At 70.7% G+C, this 17,162-nt stretch carries 15 protein-coding genes and 1 riboswitch; of the genes, 9 read left to right on the forward strand and 6 right to left on the reverse strand.

Annotation, left to right across the window (positions count from 1 at the left end; genetic code table 11):
* The first annotated feature begins 121 nt into the window (after positions 1-121).
* The 6 genes from PQV94_RS03725 (at position 122) to nagB (ending at position 6,279) form a co-directional block, all read left to right on the forward strand.
* Positions 122-1,321 (forward strand): ROK family transcriptional regulator, encoded by a 1,200-nt coding sequence (locus PQV94_RS03725; RefSeq protein ID WP_443192701.1) that lies wholly within the window; start codon positions 122-124, stop codon positions 1,319-1,321.
* A 62-nt stretch (positions 1,322-1,383) separates the two neighbouring features.
* Positions 1,384-2,652, forward strand: a complete 1,269-nt coding sequence (locus PQV94_RS03730; RefSeq protein ID WP_274287456.1) for an extracellular solute-binding protein — start codon at positions 1,384-1,386, stop codon at positions 2,650-2,652.
* Between the two features lie 136 nt (positions 2,653-2,788).
* Positions 2,789-3,745, forward strand: a complete 957-nt coding sequence (locus PQV94_RS03735; protein WP_274287457.1) for a carbohydrate ABC transporter permease — start codon at positions 2,789-2,791, stop codon at positions 3,743-3,745.
* Positions 3,742-4,584: a carbohydrate ABC transporter permease gene (locus PQV94_RS03740; RefSeq protein WP_274287458.1), complete on the forward strand. Its 843-nt coding sequence runs from the start codon at positions 3,742-3,744 to the stop codon at positions 4,582-4,584. Before PQV94_RS03735 ends, PQV94_RS03740 begins: the two co-directional genes overlap by 4 nt.
* Positions 4,581-5,507: an ROK family protein gene (locus PQV94_RS03745; protein WP_274287459.1), complete on the forward strand. Its 927-nt coding sequence runs from the start codon at positions 4,581-4,583 to the stop codon at positions 5,505-5,507. Before PQV94_RS03740 ends, PQV94_RS03745 begins: the two co-directional genes overlap by 4 nt.
* Complete coding sequence (gene nagB, locus PQV94_RS03750; protein ID WP_274287460.1) at positions 5,500-6,279, forward strand: glucosamine-6-phosphate deaminase; 780 nt, start codon at positions 5,500-5,502, stop codon at positions 6,277-6,279. The genes PQV94_RS03745 and nagB overlap by 8 nt, the downstream gene beginning before the upstream one ends.
* 108 nt (positions 6,280-6,387) lie before the next feature.
* Here nagB and PQV94_RS03755 read toward each other — a convergent pair whose 3' ends face one another.
* The 4 genes from PQV94_RS03755 to PQV94_RS03770 all read right to left on the reverse strand — a co-directional run bounded on the left by PQV94_RS03755 (position 6,388) and on the right by PQV94_RS03770 (position 10,958).
* Positions 6,388-7,752: an FAD-binding oxidoreductase gene (locus PQV94_RS03755; protein WP_274287461.1), complete on the reverse strand. Its 1,365-nt coding sequence runs from the start codon at positions 7,750-7,752 to the stop codon at positions 6,388-6,390.
* Positions 7,749-8,123: a YrdB family protein gene (locus tag PQV94_RS03760; protein ID WP_274287462.1), complete on the reverse strand. Its 375-nt coding sequence runs from the start codon at positions 8,121-8,123 to the stop codon at positions 7,749-7,751. The genes PQV94_RS03755 and PQV94_RS03760 overlap by 4 nt, the downstream gene beginning before the upstream one ends.
* 199 nt (positions 8,124-8,322) lie before the next feature.
* Positions 8,323-9,474 (reverse strand): N-acetylglucosamine-6-phosphate deacetylase, encoded by a 1,152-nt coding sequence (nagA, locus tag PQV94_RS03765; RefSeq protein WP_443192717.1) that lies wholly within the window; start codon positions 9,472-9,474, stop codon positions 8,323-8,325.
* The gene (locus PQV94_RS03770) at positions 9,471-10,958 is read right to left on the reverse strand and encodes a family 20 glycosylhydrolase (RefSeq protein ID WP_274287464.1); all 1,488 of its coding nucleotides are present in this window, start codon (positions 10,956-10,958) and stop codon (positions 9,471-9,473) included. The genes nagA and PQV94_RS03770 overlap by 4 nt, the downstream gene beginning before the upstream one ends.
* Positions 10,959-11,054: 96 nt before the next feature.
* Positions 11,055-11,138: riboswitch (ZMP/ZTP riboswitch) on the forward strand.
* Between the two features lie 36 nt (positions 11,139-11,174).
* Between PQV94_RS03770 and glyA the strand changes: the two genes are divergently transcribed.
* Both glyA and PQV94_RS03780 read left to right on the forward strand, forming a co-directional pair.
* Entirely contained in the window at positions 11,175-12,449 is a 1,275-nt protein-coding gene (gene glyA / locus PQV94_RS03775) for a serine hydroxymethyltransferase (protein WP_234073474.1), read from the forward strand.
* Between the two features lie 138 nt (positions 12,450-12,587).
* Entirely contained in the window at positions 12,588-13,472 is an 885-nt protein-coding gene (locus tag PQV94_RS03780; protein WP_274287465.1) for a bifunctional methylenetetrahydrofolate dehydrogenase/methenyltetrahydrofolate cyclohydrolase, read from the forward strand.
* A gap of 19 nt (positions 13,473-13,491) precedes the next feature.
* Here PQV94_RS03780 and PQV94_RS03785 read toward each other — a convergent pair whose 3' ends face one another.
* Entirely contained in the window at positions 13,492-14,622 is a 1,131-nt protein-coding gene (locus tag PQV94_RS03785; protein ID WP_274287466.1) for an adenosylhomocysteinase, read from the reverse strand.
* A gap of 197 nt (positions 14,623-14,819) precedes the next feature.
* On the opposite strand from PQV94_RS03785, the gene PQV94_RS03790 reads away from it, so the two are divergent.
* Complete coding sequence (locus PQV94_RS03790) at positions 14,820-16,130, forward strand: amidohydrolase family protein (RefSeq protein ID WP_274287467.1); 1,311 nt, start codon at positions 14,820-14,822, stop codon at positions 16,128-16,130.
* Positions 16,131-16,145: 15 nt separating this feature from the next.
* Here the strand turns inward: PQV94_RS03790 and PQV94_RS03795 are convergent, their stop codons facing one another.
* Positions 16,146-17,123, reverse strand: coding sequence for a PDR/VanB family oxidoreductase (locus PQV94_RS03795; RefSeq protein ID WP_274287468.1), 978 nt, complete (start codon positions 17,121-17,123; stop codon positions 16,146-16,148).
* Between the last annotated feature and the right edge of the window lie 39 nt (positions 17,124-17,162).

Genomic DNA, 17,162 nt, shown 5'->3' on the forward strand with positions numbered 1-17,162 from the left:
GATAAAGGCGTGGTCAGAGTCCGATCTCCGACAACGTTCCGATCACGGCGTCGTGTAACAGTCGTGTGACGAGCGCGCGGAATGCTTGCATCATGTTTGTTCGTAAGGTGTACTAACAAACATGACTGCATCGGAAGTGCAGCGCGGCGCTTCCCTCTCCGAGCCCGCGCACACCCACATGACCTCTCGCGGAGGCGCCTTCGCTCCCGGCCGCGCACTGCGCGCCGGAGTGAAGGTCCTGCCCGAGCACGCTCGCGGGCACAACCGGTCGCTCGTGCTGCAGACGCTCTTCCACCGCGGCGCGATGAGTCGCGCCGATCTCTCGCGCGAGACCGGACTGACGCGCGTCACGATCTCCGACCTGGTCGCCGAGCTGATCGGCGACGGATTCGTGGTCGAGAAGGGGATGCGCGAGGGCAGCCGCCCCGGCAAGCCCGCCATGCTCGTCGACGTCGATCGGGCCGGTCACCGCATCATCGGACTGGACCTCTCGGGAAGCGACGTCTTCATCGGCGCGGTCCTGACCCTCGACGGCGACATCGTCTCGCGCGCCGAGACACCGCATCCGGCCGCCGCATCCGATGTGCTCGCCGCCGTCATCTCGCTCGCCCAGCGACTCGTCGCCGAGGCGAAGGCCCCCGTGCTCGGCGTCGGTGTGGGCACTCCCGGCGTCATCGATGACCGCGGCATCGTGCTCACGGCCCCGAACATGGGGTGGGCCGGTTTCGATCTCGAGGGCGTGTTGAGCGAGGCGCTCGGGCTCGAGGTGCTCGTCGCGAACGACGCGAACGCCGCCGTGCTGGCGGAGTACACGTTCGGCGGCTCAGGCGACGACGTGCTGCTGGTCAAGGTCGGCAGCGGTGTCGGATCGGGCCTGCTCGCGGGCGGCCAGCCCATGCGCGGCAGCCGCTTCGCCGCGGGCGAGATCGGTCACGTGACCGTCGGCACCGACGGCGGCCCGCTCTGCGCGTGCGGCAAGGTCGGCTGCCTCGAGGCGTGGCTGTCCGTGCCGGCGCTGACCGCCAGAGCGGATGCGGCCGACCCGGACGAGCGCGACACGGTGCTCCGGGATGCCGGAGAGCGCCTCGGCATTGCGCTCGCCCCCGTCGTCGGCGCCCTCGATCTGTCGGAGATCGTTCTCTCCGGCCCTCCTGAACTCCTCGGCGGTGTGCTTGCGCAGGCCACCGCCGAGGCCCTCCGCACGCGGACACTCGCCCCTTTCCACGAGGGCGTCCGGGTGCGGATGACGGAGCAAGGCCAGGACATCGTCCTGCGCGGTGCGGCCGTCATGGTCCTTTCGGCGACGCTCGGCGTCTCCTGACGGGACCTCCCGTGCGCGCCGCCGGCGCTCACGGTCTCATCATCGAGAACAGAGGACAGCACATGAAGAAGTTCCTCCCAGCCGTCGCCCTGATGGGCGCATCGGCGATTGCGCTTGCCGGATGCGCGGGGACAGGAGGCGGCTCGTCGAGCGGCGGCAGCGCGCAGATCCGTGTCTGGCTCGTCGGCACCGACACCCCTCAGGACGCCCGCGACTATCTCGTGAAGACGTTCGAGGATCAGAATCCCGGTTCCACGCTGGTCATCGAGGAGCAGCAGTGGACCGGACTCGTCGACAAGCTCACCACGAGCCTGTCGTCCAACGACAGCCCCGACGTCGTCGAGATGGGCAACACGCAGGCCCCGGCGTTCACATCGAGCGGCGCGCTGCTGAGCCTGGGCGACATCAAGGACGAGCTCGGGGGATCGGACCTGCTCCCTGGGTTCGTCGAGGCCGGCAGCTGGGACGGCGACCTTTACGCCGCCCCCTACTACTCGGGCTCCCGTGTCGTGTTCTACAACACGGCGCAGTACGCGCAGGCCGGCGTCTCGGTGCCCACGACCCTCGACGAGTACGTGTCGAACGGCGTGACCCTCGCGACGGCGTTGCCCGGTGTCTCGGGCGTGTACTTCCCCGGCAAGGACTGGTACAACGGGTTGCCCTTCATCTGGGAGAACGGCGGCGAGGTCGCCGTTCAGGACGATGACGGCAGCTGGGATGCCCAGTTGTCGAGCCCGGAGTCGATCGCAGGGCTCGAGCAGGTGCAGGAGCTCATGACGAAGGCGTCTCTCGCGCCCAAGGACGGCGACGAGACCGAGGGATGGGTGCCCTTCCGCACACAGCAGGCCGCGACCTACTCCGCGCCCAGCTGGGCCTATTGGTCGATCGTGGCCGACGAGGACAAGCAGCCGACCGCTGTCGCCGAGACGACCGGCGAGTTCGCTCTGCCCGGCGCCAAGGGCGGTGCGGCACAGGTGTTCGCCGGCGGCTCCAACGTCGGCATCGCGGCCAAGTCGAAGAACCCGGAGCTGGCGAAGTCGGCGCTGGAGATCATGCTGAGCGACGAGTACCAGACGATCCTGGCCGAGGCGGGTCTCGTGCCCGCCAAGACGTCGCTGGGCGACAAGGTCGCCGCCGCCACGCCGGAGCTCGCATCCGTCATCGCGTCGGCTGCAGCCAACGCCAAGCTGACGCCGGCATCGCCGAAGTGGGCGGATGTGGAGGCGCAGGGCATCATGCAGGACCTGTTCGTCAACATCGCCGGCGGAGGCGACGTCGCCTCGCTCGCGGCTGCTGCCGACGAGCAGATCGAGTCCATCCTCAACGGCTGATCCGTCCCGCAGCGACGAGTCGAATCGTCTCGGGTTCCGACTCCGCGTTTCGACTCGTCGCTGCGCTCCTCGCGGGGCGACCGGCTCGTTCCGGGCGTTGGGCGGGGAGCACCCCCATCCGTTCTCAGGAGTCACCATGGCTGTCGCCACCCAGCTGCCCGTCGACGCGGTCATCGCGTCCGGGCCCCCGCCCGTACGGCGCCGCCGTCGCCGGGCGCTCACCCCTCTTCTGCTGCTCTCGCCCGCGCTGGTCATGCTCGCCGTGTTCATCGGCTGGCCGCTCGTGCAGATGGTGGTCATGTCGTTCCAGGAGTTCGGCCGTGCGCAGATCTTCGGCGCACCGCCGTCCTTCGTCGGACTCGACAACTACATCGCCGTGCTCACGGACTCGGGATTCTGGCAGGTGCTCGCGCGCAGCGTGCTGCTGTGCATGGTCTGCGTCGCGGCGACGATGGTCCTGGGTGTCCTGATCGCGCTGCTCATGACCAAGCTCGGCCGCATCATGCGCACCGCCGTCTCGGTCGCGCTCCTGCTGGCCTGGGCGATGCCGGCGCTGACCGCCACGATCGTCTGGGGCTGGATCTTCGACACCCAGTACGGCCTCGTCAACTACGCGCTCACCCAGCTGACCGGCACCGACTGGACCGGGCACAGTTGGTTGATCGACCCGCTGAGCTTCTTCGCCGTGGCGGCCATCATCATCACATGGGGCGCGATCCCCTTCGTCGCCTTCTCCGTCTACGCCGGGCTCGGTCAGGTGCCCGACGAGGTGCTGGAGGCCGCCCAGCTGGACGGTGCGGGCGCCTTCTCGCGCTTCCGTCTCATCGTCTTCCCCTACCTGCGCTCGATCCTCGTCGTGCTGCTCATCCTCCAGGTCATCTGGGATCTGCGCGTGTTCGCGCAGATCTACGCCCTGCAGACCATCGGCGGCGTCCGCGCCGACACCAACACGATCGGCGTCTACATCTACAGCGTCTCGATGGCCTCGGGTGACCTCGGCTCGGGCGGCGCGATCTCGGTGATCCTCGTGGCGATCATGCTCGTGATCTCCGGCTACTACATCCGCTCGATGCTCCGTCAGGAGGAGGCATGACCACGCGCGCACGCACCCGCACCGGCCGGGTCCTGCTGAATCTGGCCGCCCTCGTCGTGATCGTCTGTGCGGTGTTCCCCGTGTACTGGATGATCAACACGTCGCTGCTGCCTGCATCCGCCGTGCGAGGTGAGACGCCGCACTTCTGGCCCGACCAGTTCACGCTGCGCAACTACGCCACAGCCCTCGGCGAGGGCGGGTTCCTGGGCGCGCTCGGCACGTCGGTGACGGTGACGGGCATCACCCTCGTCGCAGCCCTGCTGTTCGCGTTCCTCGCGGCCGTCGCGCTCTCGCGCTTCCGGTTCCGCAGCCGCAAGAGCATCGTCGTTGCGATCCTCGTCGTGCAGATGATCCCCGCGGAAGCCATGATCATCTCGACCTTCCGCGTGCTGGACGGATGGGCCCTCGTCAACACGATCGCCGGCCTCAGCCTCGTCTACATCGCGATCGTGCTCCCGTTCACCATCTGGACCCTGCGCGGCTTCGTCCAAGGCGTGCCGGCGGAACTGGAGGAAGCGGCGATGATCGACGGCTGCAGCCGCACGGGTGCCTTCTGGCGGGTCACCTTCCCGCTGCTCGCGCCGGGCCTCGTCGCCACGGGGGTGTTCGCGTTCATCCAGGCGTGGAACGAGTTCGTGTTCGCGCTCGTCATCCTCACGCGTCCCGATCCGCAGACCCTTCCGATCTGGCTGCGCGCCTTCGTGCAGGTCACCAAGGCGACCGACTGGTCCGTGGTCATGGCCGCATCCACCCTGATGGCCCTGCCGGTCGTCGCGTTCTTCCTGATCGTGCAGCACCGCATGACCGGGGGACTTGTCTCGGGCGCGGTGAAGGGATGAGGGTCGGACTCGACGTCGGCGGCACCAAGACCGATGCGGTGGTCGTCGACGCCCGGGATCGAGTGCTCGCCTCCGTGCGGCTCGCGACCCTCTGGGGGCCGGTGGGTGTCGTCGAGACCGTCGCCGACGCGGTGGCGGCCCTTTCCAGCCTGCCGGGCATCGACGCCGCACAGTTCACGTCGGTGGGGATCGGCATGCCGGGTCAGGTGCGCCGAGGCTCCGGACGCGTCACCCACGCGCTCAACCTCGGCGTCTCGGATCTGGATGTGGCGGCCGCCGTGGCGCCCCGGGTGGGTCTGCCCGTGCACGTCGAGAACGACGTGAAGGCGGCAGCCCTGGGCGCCGCCGCCCTCGAACAGCCCGGCACGAGTCTCGCGTTCCTGAACCTCGGCACCGGTGTCGCCGCGGGCATCGTGCTCGACGGTGCGCTGTGGCGCGGTGCGGGCGGCTCCGCCGGGGAGGTGGGCCACATCAGCATCGATCCCGAGGGCCCGCTCTGCCGTTGCGGCGGTCGCGGATGCATCGAGGCGCTCGCCGGGGGAGCGGCCATCGCCGACCGATGGGGACGCCCCGCAGCCCTCCCGGTGCGCGACGTCTTCGACGCCGCCGACGCGGGAGATGCGCTCGCCACCGCCATCCGCCGCGATCTGGCCCGGGCTGTCGCTGCGGCCGTGCGCATCCTCGTGCTGACGGCCGATGTGGAACGTGTCGTCCTCGGCGGCGGCCTCACCGCGCTCGCCGACCGGATGCTCCCGGAGGTGCGTGCGGAGCTCGAGCGCAGCGTCGCCGCATCCCCCTTCCTGCGTTCTCTCGGGCTCGCGGATCGGATGCGGGTGCTGCCGACCGGTTCGCCGGCAGCGGCGGTCGGGGCGGCGATCGTGGGAGGAACAGCAATCGAGCAGGAGGTGAGCGCACGTGGCTGAAGTGGTCATCGTCGCATCGAAGGAAGAGGGCGGCGCGATCGTCGCCGACGAGATCGTCCGGCTGATCCGGATGCGGGAGGACGCCGTTCTCGGGCTCGCCACGGGCTCCACGCCGCTGCCCGTGTACGAGGCGCTGCGCGAGCGCATCGGTGATCTCGACGTGTCGCGGGTGCGCGGCTTCGCGCTCGACGAGTACGTCGGCTTGGATCCCTCGCACCCCGAGAGCTACCGCTCGGTGATCGCCCGCGAGGTGGTCGAACCGCTGGGCCTGGACCCTGCCCGCATCCACGTGCCGGACGGCCGCGAGGCGGGGATCGCCACGGCGGGCGAGGAGTACGAGCGTGCGATCCGGGACGCGGGCGGTGTGGACCTGCAGATCCTGGGGATCGGCACCGACGGGCACATCGGGTTCAACGAACCCGGCTCGTCGTTCGCCTCCCGCACCCGCGTGAAGACCCTGACCGCGCAGACCAGGGAGGACAACGCCCGCTTCTTCGCGGATGCCTCCGAGGTGCCGCGGCACTGCATCACGCAGGGTCTCGGCACGATCCTCGAAGCCCGGCACCTCGTGCTCCTCGCCTTCGGGCAGGAGAAGGCGGATGCGGTCGCCGGGGCTCTCGAGGGACCGGTCACGGCGATGGTTCCCGGGTCGGCGGTCCAGCTGCATCCGCACGTCACCGTCGTCGTGGACGAGGCCGCCGCATCCCGTCTGCGCCTTGCCGACTACTACCGCGCCAGCTGGGAAGGAAAGCCCGACTGGCAGGGTCTGTGACCCCTCCATGTCCCACTTCCCGCAAGGCATGTCCCACTTCCCGCAGGGCATGTCCCACTTGCCGCAAAAAACCGGGGTGAAAGTTGCGGCAAGTGGGACATGGTCGCCTCAGTCGGCGAAGACGACGCCGGGATTCAGGATGCCGGTGGGATCGAACAGCCGTTTGATGTCGCGCTGCAGCTCCCACTGGCGTGCGCCGAGCTCGTCGCGCAGCCATCGTCGCTTGAGAACACCGATGCCGTGCTCGCCGGTGAGTGTGCCGCCGAGCCGCAGCGCGGAACGGAACAGGTCGTCGGCCGCGCGCCAGACGACGTCGGGCACCTCGGGGCCCTCGAAGACGAAGTTCGGGTGGAGGTTCCCGTCACCCGCGTGCGCCACCGTGGGAATCGTGAGTCCGTAGTCGCCCTCGATCCGCACGATCTCGTCGAACATCGCCGGCAGTGCGGATCGCGGCACCGAGACGTCTTCGATGAGCGTCGTGCCGAGGCGTTCCATCGCCGGATGCAGCGACCGCCGCACGTGCAGCAGTGCCTCGCCCTCCGCCTCGTCCACGGCCACACGCACCCGGCCGCCCACCCGCTCGAGCACGTGTGCGATCTGCGCGGCGTCGTCGGCGGCCGTGGGGCCGTCGGTCTGCACGGTCAGCAGGCTCTCGGTACCGGCGGGCGCGCGAAGGGAGAGGAGGGCGTGGACGGCGGCGAGGCTCGCCGCATCCATGAGCTCCATGATCGCCGGTTGCACGCCAGAGGCGGTGACGGCGGCCGCGCCCGCGGCTGCGGCGCGCACGTCGGTGAAGGATGCGGTGAGCGTGCGCGTCTGCCCGGCGACCAGACGCCGCAGCTTGAGCGTGGCGCCCACGACGACCCCGAGCGTTCCCTCCGATCCGATCATGAGCGAGGTCAGATCCAGGCCGGTGACGCCCTTCACGCTGCGATGGCCGAGGCGCACGAGCTCGCCGTCCGCGAGGACGACATCGACGCCGAGGACCGCATCGCGTACGACGCCGTACTTGGCGCACAGCAGCCCGCCTGCACCGGTGGCGATGTTGCCGCCCACGGTCGAGATCGCGCGGCTGGCCGGGTCGGGGGCCCACCACACGCCGTGGCGGGCGAGCTCGGCGTTGAGGTCGGCGTTGACGATGCCCGGCTCCACGATGGCGAGGAGGTCGTCGGGGCGGATCTCGAGGATGCGGTTCATCCGCGCGAGCGACAGGGCGATCCGGCCGTCGCCCGCGTTCGCGCCGCCCGCGAGGCCGGTACCGGCGCCGCGAGGCACGACCGGGGTGCCGGTGGCGTGCGCGATGCGCAGCACGGCCTGTACGTCCTCGATGCACTCGGCGTGCACGACGGCGAGGGCGCGGCCTTGGGCTGCGTGCCCGGACTTGTCGGCGCGGACTGCCTCGAGCGCGGCCTCAGTCGTGTCGACCCGGTCGCCGAGCGCCTCGCGCAGCAGGTCGACGACCGACGCGGTCATGCGAAGCGGCGGCGTCCGACGACGAGGCCCACTGTGACGGCGACGACCGCGTACGCGATGCCGATCCAGGTGAGACCGAGCGACCACAGGGCGGCAGTCGCGGCGGCGTAGACGAGCAGTTCCGCGATGGCGCGCACGAAGGGGTGCACCGCGAAGACGGCGCGCGGCGAGACGAACAGCGCCCACAGCACGATGGCTGCGGCGGGGGTCAGGATGCCCACCACGAGGTTCCAGGGGAACTCCCACGTCGCGAAGCCCCAGATCGCCAGGGCGACGATGCCGCCGATCTCGCACAGGAACGCCACCACGTCGAGGGCGGACAGTGCGGGGCGCGTGCCCGCGGGCAGGGGCGCGGACGAAGGGGTGCTCACTCCGCCATTCTACGCGGGCGCCCAGAGCGGGCCTTTCCCGTCGCTTCGTCCACGAGACAGTCCCCACAGCCCCTCCACGCCCGCCGCGCGGACGCGGAGCCTCCGGCTGCGAAACTGCATCTCCCGCACGAGATCACGGGTGAACACCGTGATCTCGTGACCAAGATGCAGTCTCGCGGAGAAGCAGGGCGGGCGGTGGTCAGGCCGGTTCGCCGGCCAGCCACACCCTGGCGACGCGCAGGTCTGCGGTCAGCAGCACCGCGTCGGCGAGGCGCCCCGGCTCGAGGGTTCCGAGATCCTCCCGTCCGAGCACGCGCGCGGGGGTCTCGGTGAGCGCCCGCACGGCCACCGCCAGAGGAACCCCCGCCCCGACGGTGACGCGCAGCGCTGCATCCTGGGTGAGAGTGGAACCGGCGATCGTGTCGGTCCCGACCACATGCGCGACGCCGCCCGCGACCTCCACATCGAGCGCGCCCAGGCGGTACGAGCCGTCGGCGGCACCGGCGGCGGCCATCGCGTCGGTCACGAGCGCGACGCGCCCCGCGGCAGCGGATGCGGCGATGCGCACGATGTCGGGATGCAGGTGCACGCCGTCGGCGATGATCTCCAGCACGACGCGGTCGTCCGCGAGCGCCGCCCCCACCGGCCCGGGGGAGCGGTGGTGGAGCCCCGGCATCGCGTTGAACGCGTGCGTCAGCACGCTCGCCCCGGCATCGAAGGCCGCGGTTGCGAGGGCGGCGTCGGCTGCGGTATGACCGACGGCGGCGACGACACCTGCGTCGACGATCCGCCGGACGGCGTCGAGGCCGCCGGGAAGCTCGGGCGCGAGCGTCACCTGGCGCACCGTGCCGTCGCCGGCCGCCAGCAGCATTTCCAGCGATTCCGGGTCGGGCGCGCGCAGCAGATCCCCGGCGTGCGCACCCCGGTGGCTCGGCGCGAGGAACGGGCCCTCCAGATGCGAGCCCAGGATGTCCGGATCGGTGCGGGTGAGCTTCGCGATCGTCTCGAGCCGGTCGGCGAGGTCGCTGAGCGTCGCCGTGGCGAGCGACAGGACGGCGCGAGTCGTGCCGTGCGCGAGGTGCAGTGTCCGGGCGGCGCGGACCGCATCCGGTCCGTCTTCGTAGGAGTGGCCGCCGCCGCCATGCCCGTGCAGGTCGATGAATCCGGGTGTGAGCACCGCGTCCGGGCCCGCCGCGGCGCGCGCATCGACCAGCACCTCGTCGCCCGAGCGCTCCCGCCAGCCCTCGCCCGTGCCCCGATGGGTGATGCGGCCGGCCTCCCACCTCACCCAGCCGTCCGGCGTCTCGCGGCCGCCGTCGACGATCCGCGCCGAGTGCACGATCACGCTCACCGCCACGGCACGCCGTCGATCCGGCGATAGGTGAGCCCGTCGGCTTCCCACCGCGTCGCGAGATCCGCCAGGCGCTCGCGGAAGCTCTCCCACGACCGGGATGCACCCGGCGACCACGCCACCTCGGCGGCGGCGGCGAGGCGAGGGAACACCATTTGCTGGATGTCCTCCTCCGTGCGGATCGTCTCCGTCCACAGCGCTGCCTCGACGCCGAGGATCTCCTCCTCACGGATGCCGGAGACGACCTCGCTCGGCTCCCAGTCGTACGCGCGCCGCAGCGGGGTCGGGCCGTTCGCCCAGGTGAGACCGAGGGGGCAGTCGGCGCTGTCCTTCATGTCGAGGTACACCGCGTCGGCGGGGGAGAGGATGAGGCGTCCGCCGCGCTCGACGAAGCCGCGGGCCTTTTCGTCGGCGCCGTCCACGGGGCGCAGGAAGCCCCAGTACTGCCCGATCGTTCCGCCCGCGAGGTGCGTGGCGCTGCCCGCTTCGTGCCAGGCGACGGGGGTCTTGCCGAGCGAGGTCACGAGCGCGGTCACCTCCGCGATCGCCGCGTCGTAGTCGTCGCGCGAGGTGCCGAGGGCCTCGTCGCCGCCGATGTGCAGGTAGGGGCCGGGAGTGAGCTCGGCCAGCTCGGTGAACACGTCGCGCAGGAACGTGCTCGTCTCGGCATCGCCGATCCGCAGGGACGAGAAGCCGACGCCGAAGCCCGTGTAGGGCTGCCCCGCGACGGGCAGGCCGCCACCGAACTCCGCGGCCGTCTCCTCGAGCTCGGGGGTGAGGGCGGGAGGCCGGGCGATCTCGGGGTACGCGAGCCCCACGGCGTGCGTGTGTCCAGGCACGTCGAACTCGGGAATCACCGCGATGTGACGCGAGGCCGCCGCATCCAGGATCCGCTGCCAGTCGGCGCGCGAGTAGCAGCCGCCCGCATCGCCCAGGGTCGCCGAATCGGAGGCGTGCTCGGCCAGTCGCGGTCGCGAATCGAGCGCGAGTCGCCACCCCTGATCGTCGCTGAGGTGCAGGTGGAGCACGTTGAGTTTGAGCTCCGCCATCCGATCGAGGAGGCGCTCGACGACGTCGACGGCGAAGAAGTGCCGGGCGACGTCGAGCATCAGCCCGCGGTGGGCGAAGCGCGGTGCGTCATCGATTACCACGGCCGGCCACACCCATCCCTGCCGGGTCGGCGCCAGCAGTTGCAGCAGGGTGTGGACGCCGTGCTGCAGGCCTGCGGCATCGGATGCGGTGAGTTCCACCGCTTCGGTATCGATGGCCAGTCGATAGGACTCCGCGGCGCCTTCGCCATCGATGCGCAGGCGGATGGGGGCGTCAGTGGCCTGGGCGATCGAGAAACCCGTGCGTCTGTGCAGTCGCGAGATCAGGAGGGCGACCGCATCCGGGTCGCCGGTGATCGAGACCGCATCCGTCACCGCGAACGCGCCGTTACCGAGGGCCACGGACGTCGGTCGCGGGACGAGGCCGGTTGACATGTAAGGAACCTTAACAAACTGCTCCGCAGCGCACCACGCGTTCGCCCGCCGAGCACCGGGCGTTCAGATGTGTCCGGCGTCCGCGTCGGGTATGCTCGATGCCGTCGCGACTGGCGTTGAGGTGGATGACCACCGGGGAGCGACCGACACGGTATTCGGCCGTACGCCTGGGCCGATACGGAACCCATTTGTCCGAAACCGTCGTCAGGGAGAGTCATGACCGACCCGTACTTCAACGCCCCGCTCGCAGAGGTCGACCCCGAGATCGCCCAGGTGCTCGAGCGCGAACTCGAGCGCCAGCGCGGCTACCTCGAGATGATCGCGTCCGAGAACTTCGTGCCCGTCTCGGTGCTGCAGTCGCAGGGCTCCGTGCTCACCAACAAGTACGCCGAGGGCTACCCCGGTCGCCGATACTACGGCGGCTGCGAAGAGGTGGATGTCGCGGAGGAGCTCGCGATCGCTCGCGCCAAGTCGCTGTTCGGCGCCGGCTTCGCCAACGTGCAGCCGCACTCCGGTGCCTCCGCCAACGCGGCGGTGCTGCACGCGATCGCCCGCCCCGGCGACACGCTGCTGGGTCTCTCGCTCGATCAGGGCGGTCACCTCACGCACGGCATGAAGATCAACTTTTCCGGCCGGCTGTACAACATCGTCGCCTACGGCGTCGACCCCGAGACCAGTGTCATCGACATGGACGAGGTGCACCGTCTCGCCGTCGAGCACAAGCCGAAGGTCATCATCGCCGGCTGGTCCGCCTACCCGCGCCAGCTCGACTTCGCGCGCTTCCGCGAGATCGCCGACGAGGTCGGCGCGTACCTCTGGGTCGACATGGCGCACTTCGCTGGCCTCGTCGCCGCGGGTGTGCACCCGAACCCGGTTCCGCACGCGCACGTCGTCTCCTCGACCGTGCACAAGACGATCGGCGGCCCCCGCTCGGGCTTCATCCTCACGAACGACGAGGATCTCGCCAAGAAGATCAACACCGCGGTCTTCCCCGGCCAGCAGGGCGGTCCGCTCATGCACGTGATCGCCGCCAAGGCGACCGCGTTCAAGCTCGCCGCGACCCCCGAGTTCAAGGAGCGCCAGGAGCGCACCGTCCGGGGTGCGGCGATCCTGGCCGACCGGCTCGCGCAGCAGGACGTGAAGGATGCCGGCATCGCGGTGCGCTCGGGCGGCACCGACGTGCACCTCGTGCTCGTCGATCTCCGCGAGGCGGCCATCGACGGCAAGCAGGCCGAGGACCTCCTGCACGACATCCACATCACGGTCAACCGCAACGCGGTGCCCAACGACCCGCGTCCGCCGATGGTCACCTCGGGTCTGCGCATCGGCACGCCGGCGCTCGCCACCCGCGGGTTCGGCGACGCAGAGTTCACCGAGGTCGCCGACATCATCGCGCTCGCGCTGCTGCCCGGCGCCGACGTCGAGGCGCTGCGCACCCGCGTCGCAGCTCTGACCGCCGCGTTCCCGCTGTACCCCGACCTGCAGCAGTGATCGGAACGGATGCGGCAGCACAAGGTGTTGCCGCATCCGTATCCCTACGTGCATAGTGATTGAGTACCCTCGGTCGCGACGCTGCGCTCATCGCGCAGATCGGCGCGTGCTCGGGGCGGGCTCGAAGAGGAGACGACAATGACCGCGATCACACTCGACGGCGTCCGCACCGCGGCCGCGATCAAGGAAGAACTCACCGCGCGCGTGGCGACGCTCGCCGAGCGTGGGGTGGTTCCCGGCATCGCCACGGTGCTGGTGGGGGCGGACCCCGCCTCGCAGCTGTACGTGGGCATGAAGCACAAGCAGTCCGTCGCGATCGGGATGAACTCGATCCAGCGGGAGCTGCCGGCGGACGCCACGCAGGAGGACGTCGAAGCGTTGATCGACGAGCTCAACGCCGACCCGACGTGCCACGGCTACATCGTGCAGCTGCCGCTGCCGAAGCACCTCGACACGGATCGCATCCTCGAGCGGATCGACCCCGACAAGGATGCCGACGGGCTGCACCCGACGAACCTCGGCCGCCTGGTGCTGAACGTGAACACCCCGATCACCTCGCCGCTGCCGTGCACGCCGCGCGGTGTGATCGAGCTTCTGCAGCGCAATGGCTACAACCTGGCGGGCAAGCATGTCGTGGTCGTCGGTCGTGGCGTCACGATCGGCCGCTCGATCGGGCTGCTGCTGACGCGCCGCGACATCAACGCCACAGTCACCCTGACCCACACCGGCACCGAAGACCTTCCCTTCCACCTCGCCCAGGCGGACGTCGTGGTCGCGGCCGCTGGCGTCAAGCACCTCGTCCGGGCGGAGCACCTGCGCGCCGGCGCCGCGGTGCTGGATGTCGGCGTCACGCGTGAGACGCATCCGGAGACGGGCAAGAGCATCGTCTACGGCGACGTGCACCCGGACGTCGTGGAGGTCGCCGGTTACGTGTCGCCGAACCCCGGCGGTGTAGGGCCCATGACCGTGGCCCTGCTGCTCACGAACGTCGTCGAGGCTGCGGAGCGCGCGGCGGGGCTCTGACCCACCCCACGCGCGGGACTCAGGCGGTCCGCACAGCGAGGAAGTCGCGAGCCACTCGCCGATCGATGTCCTCCGGGACGCCGTGCACGCCGTTCTCGGCGAGACCCTGCGCCACGGCCGCGAGGGAGCGCGCCTGCAGAGTGAGGCCGAGATCCATCGCCTCGATCGGGTTACCGAGCCCGGCGACGAGATTCACCATCCGGTTGTCGGCGATGACGTGGATCGTCCGACCGTCGGCTGTCGCGTAGCTCGCGTGGTACGCCTCCGACGCCACGGGTGAGCCGAGGGCTGCGAGCTCCATCTCCCAGGCGTGGTGGCCGACGCCCGCGATGCACACGCCGTCGGGCAGCTGCGCGATTTCGGCGGCGCCCACCACCCCGGGAGCGCCGGTGGCGAGAAAGAGCAGCTGCGCGTTGGACAGTGCGCGAGGCGTGTCGGCGACGATGAATCCCTCGAGCGACGCCTCCAGCGCTCGGTAGGGGTCGGTATCGACGACCGTCACGAGCGCGCCGAGCTGGCGCAGCGTCTGGGCGGTGCCCCGGCCGCACGGGCCATAGCCGAGCACGGTGGCTCTCGCCCCGGGGATCATGAGGTTCGTGGCGTTCATGAAGCCCTGAACGACCGACTGGCCGACCCCGAATCGGTTCTCGACGAGCAGCTTGAGTGGGCTGTCGTTGATGACGATGACCGGATGGCGCACAGCGTCCGCGCGGCGGCGCAGGAGGATGCCGCCTGTCGTGGTCTCCTCGGTGCCACCGATGAGGCTCGGGGTGGGGTATCCGTCGAGCACGGCGAGGAAGAGGTCCCCGCCGTTGTCGAGGATGAGGTGGGGGTCGTGTGCAAGCACATCGGCGACGCGGGGAGCTGCGTCATCGCGCGCCGCGTGTACGGTGACCCCCGCGCGGCGAAGGTCGTCCACCGTGTCGTCGCGCGTCGTCCCGGGGGAGCCGGTGAGGGAGATGTCCGCCCCGGCGGCGGCGAGCAGCCGGACGAGGGCGGCGGTCTTGGGTTCGACGTGCAGGCACATCGAGATGCGGAGCCCGCGGAACACGGGTGCGAGCTCGTGGACGGCGGCGCGGGTCAGGGGCATGTGCGTCTCGGCCCAGTCGAGGCCGGGCGCGGGCATGGTGGGGTAGCGAGAAGAAGACATGGGGGTTCCGATCGATCGAGTGAGAAGAGGGCGTGCGGCGTCGACCGCACGCGTCACTGATACAGATCGGCTCGGTACGAGTGATCACCGAAGAGCACCGCGCCGCGGGGAGCGCCGGAGACCGGGATCGTCATGGCGGCAGCCTAGAGCATCGCCGCGGTAACGTGCCGGTGATCTCGGGCTGAGACGATCGGGCCATGCTCACCCTGCACGGCGCTCGCCGCATCCTCATCGATCGTCGGACCGAGCGCGACGGCGACCTCGTGCTCGACGACGGCGCAGTATCGTCGTCATCCGACGCGGCCGGCGAGCGGCTCGACGTGTCGGGCTGCGTCGTGACGCCGGGGCTCATCAATGCGCACCACCACCTCCTGCAGACGGGCTTTCGCACGCTGCCCGCGACCCGCGGCGTGCCGATGCGGGACTGGCTACCGGCCATGGCCGCCGCCTACGCGGACGCTGGGATCGACGCGTCCCTCACCGCCGCCACGGCGGCCGCGGGCATCGCCGAGTCGTTGCTGAGCGGGGTGACGACGGTGGCGGACCACCAGCTGAACTGGCCGGATCCGCGGCGCTCGCCGCATCCCGTCGACGACACGGTCGCGATCGCGCGGTCGGTGGCGGATGCGGCCGCCGCGCTCGGCGCCAGGCTGGTCTTCGTGCGCGGCTCGGCCCGCGACGCCCCCGATGCGGCGGAAGCGAGCGCGCGTGCCATCGCCGCTCACTTCCTCGCACCGGATGCGGGCGGGGTGAGCGCCGACGGCATGTTGCAGCTCGCGGTGGGGCCCGCGGGCGTGCACTCGGACGGTGAGGAGACTTTTCGGGCACTGGGCGCGGTCGCTCGCGAGTACGGCCTCCGCCGTCGCACGCAGGCGAACGAGCAGGTCGATACCCAGATCGCACTCGAACGGTACGGTCGGCGACCCTTGGAGCTGCTGGAGGAGTGGGGCTGGCTCGCGCCCGATGTCACGATCGCGCACCTCTGCGATGTGACCGAGGCGGAGATCGAGCGGCTGGCGGCGGCGGGCGTCACCGCGACCCACGCCCCCGGGTGCGATGTGCAGATGGGGTGGGGCATCGCGCCGGTGGCGCGGATGCGGGATGCCGGCATCCGCGTGGGCCTCGGAACCTCCGGCGGCGGCTCCAACGACGCCGGACACCTACTGGCCGACGCGCGACTGGCCCTGCAGGTGTCGGCGCTCGTGGGCCCGCAGCTCGACGCGCGCGACGTGCTCGAGATGGCGACGGCCGAGGCGGCGGTAGGTCTCGGCCGGTCTGAGCTGGGTCACCTGCGGCCGGGAGCGGCCGCGGACGTGTGCGTCTGGGATGTGGACGCGGTGGCGGATGCGGGTGTCGCGGACCCCGTGGCGGGATTGCTCTGGACGAGTCCCGGGCGCCGGCCTCGGCACGTCATCGTCGCGGGTCGTGTGGTCGTGCGCGACTACCGCCTCGTGCAGGGCGACGAACGCGAGATCGCGGCACGGCTGCGCGGACGGGTCGGTCGCTGAACAGCGCACCGGCGGTCAGAGATCGAGGACGATCCGTTCGCACGCCGCGCGCGAGACGCAGACCATCATGACGGTCGAGTCGCGCTGCTCGATCGGCGTGAGCACCGAGTCCCGGTGCTCGATGTCGCCCTCCAGCACCGGCACCTCGCACGTGCCGCAGGTGCCGCGTCGGCAGCTCGAGAGCACGAGCGTGTCGGGTGACTGCTCGCGGATGGCATCGAGCACGGACTGCTCGGGCGTGACCTGGACGACGTCGCCGCTCATGGCCAACTCGACCTCGAACGGCCCGGGCCAGACCGGCTCCCCGAACTCCTTCGCCTCGAATCGCTCCACGTGCAGTGCGCGCTCGTCGACACTCGCATCCAGTGCGTCCAGCATCCGCTTCGGACCGCACGCGAACACGGCCGTGCGCCCGTCGAGGGATGCCGCGAGCGCGTCGATATCGAGGCGGGCACCCTCGTCGCCGGCGTGGATGCGCACGCGGTCGCCGTACGTCTCGGCGAGTTCCGCCGCGAACGCCATGCTCTGCCGCGAGCGCCCCGCGTAGTCGAGCTCCCACTCCGCTCCGGCGGCCTCCGCCGCGGCTGCCATCGCCCGGATCGCCGTGATACCGATCCCGCCCGCCACGAACCGGTAGCGCGTGCCGGGGGAGACCTCGAACGGGAAGTGATTGCGGGGGCCGCGGACGCGCACACGCGCACCGACCTCGAGCTCGTCATGCACGCGTATCGATCCGCCGCGACCGCCCGTCTCACGCAGCACGGCGATGCGCCATCGCCCGCGCTCGCCAGGGTCGCCGCACAGGGAGTACTGGCGTTCCGCGGGGCCGGTGCCGTCGGCATCCGGCAGGATCACGTCGAGGTGGGAACCGGGGGTCCAGGCGGGCAGGTCGCGCCCGTTCGGGGATGCCAGATCGAAGGCGACGATGTCGTCGGCGAGCGCGGTGCGCTCCACGACGACGAGGTCGCGTTCGACGTCGCTGAAGTAACTCACAGCGCGTCACGCTAATCGGCCCGTGTGACGAGCAGATGA

Origin of the sequence: Microbacterium sp. Clip185 (assembly GCF_028743715.1) — a bacterium.
GTDB lineage: Bacteria > Actinomycetota > Actinomycetes > Actinomycetales > Microbacteriaceae > Microbacterium.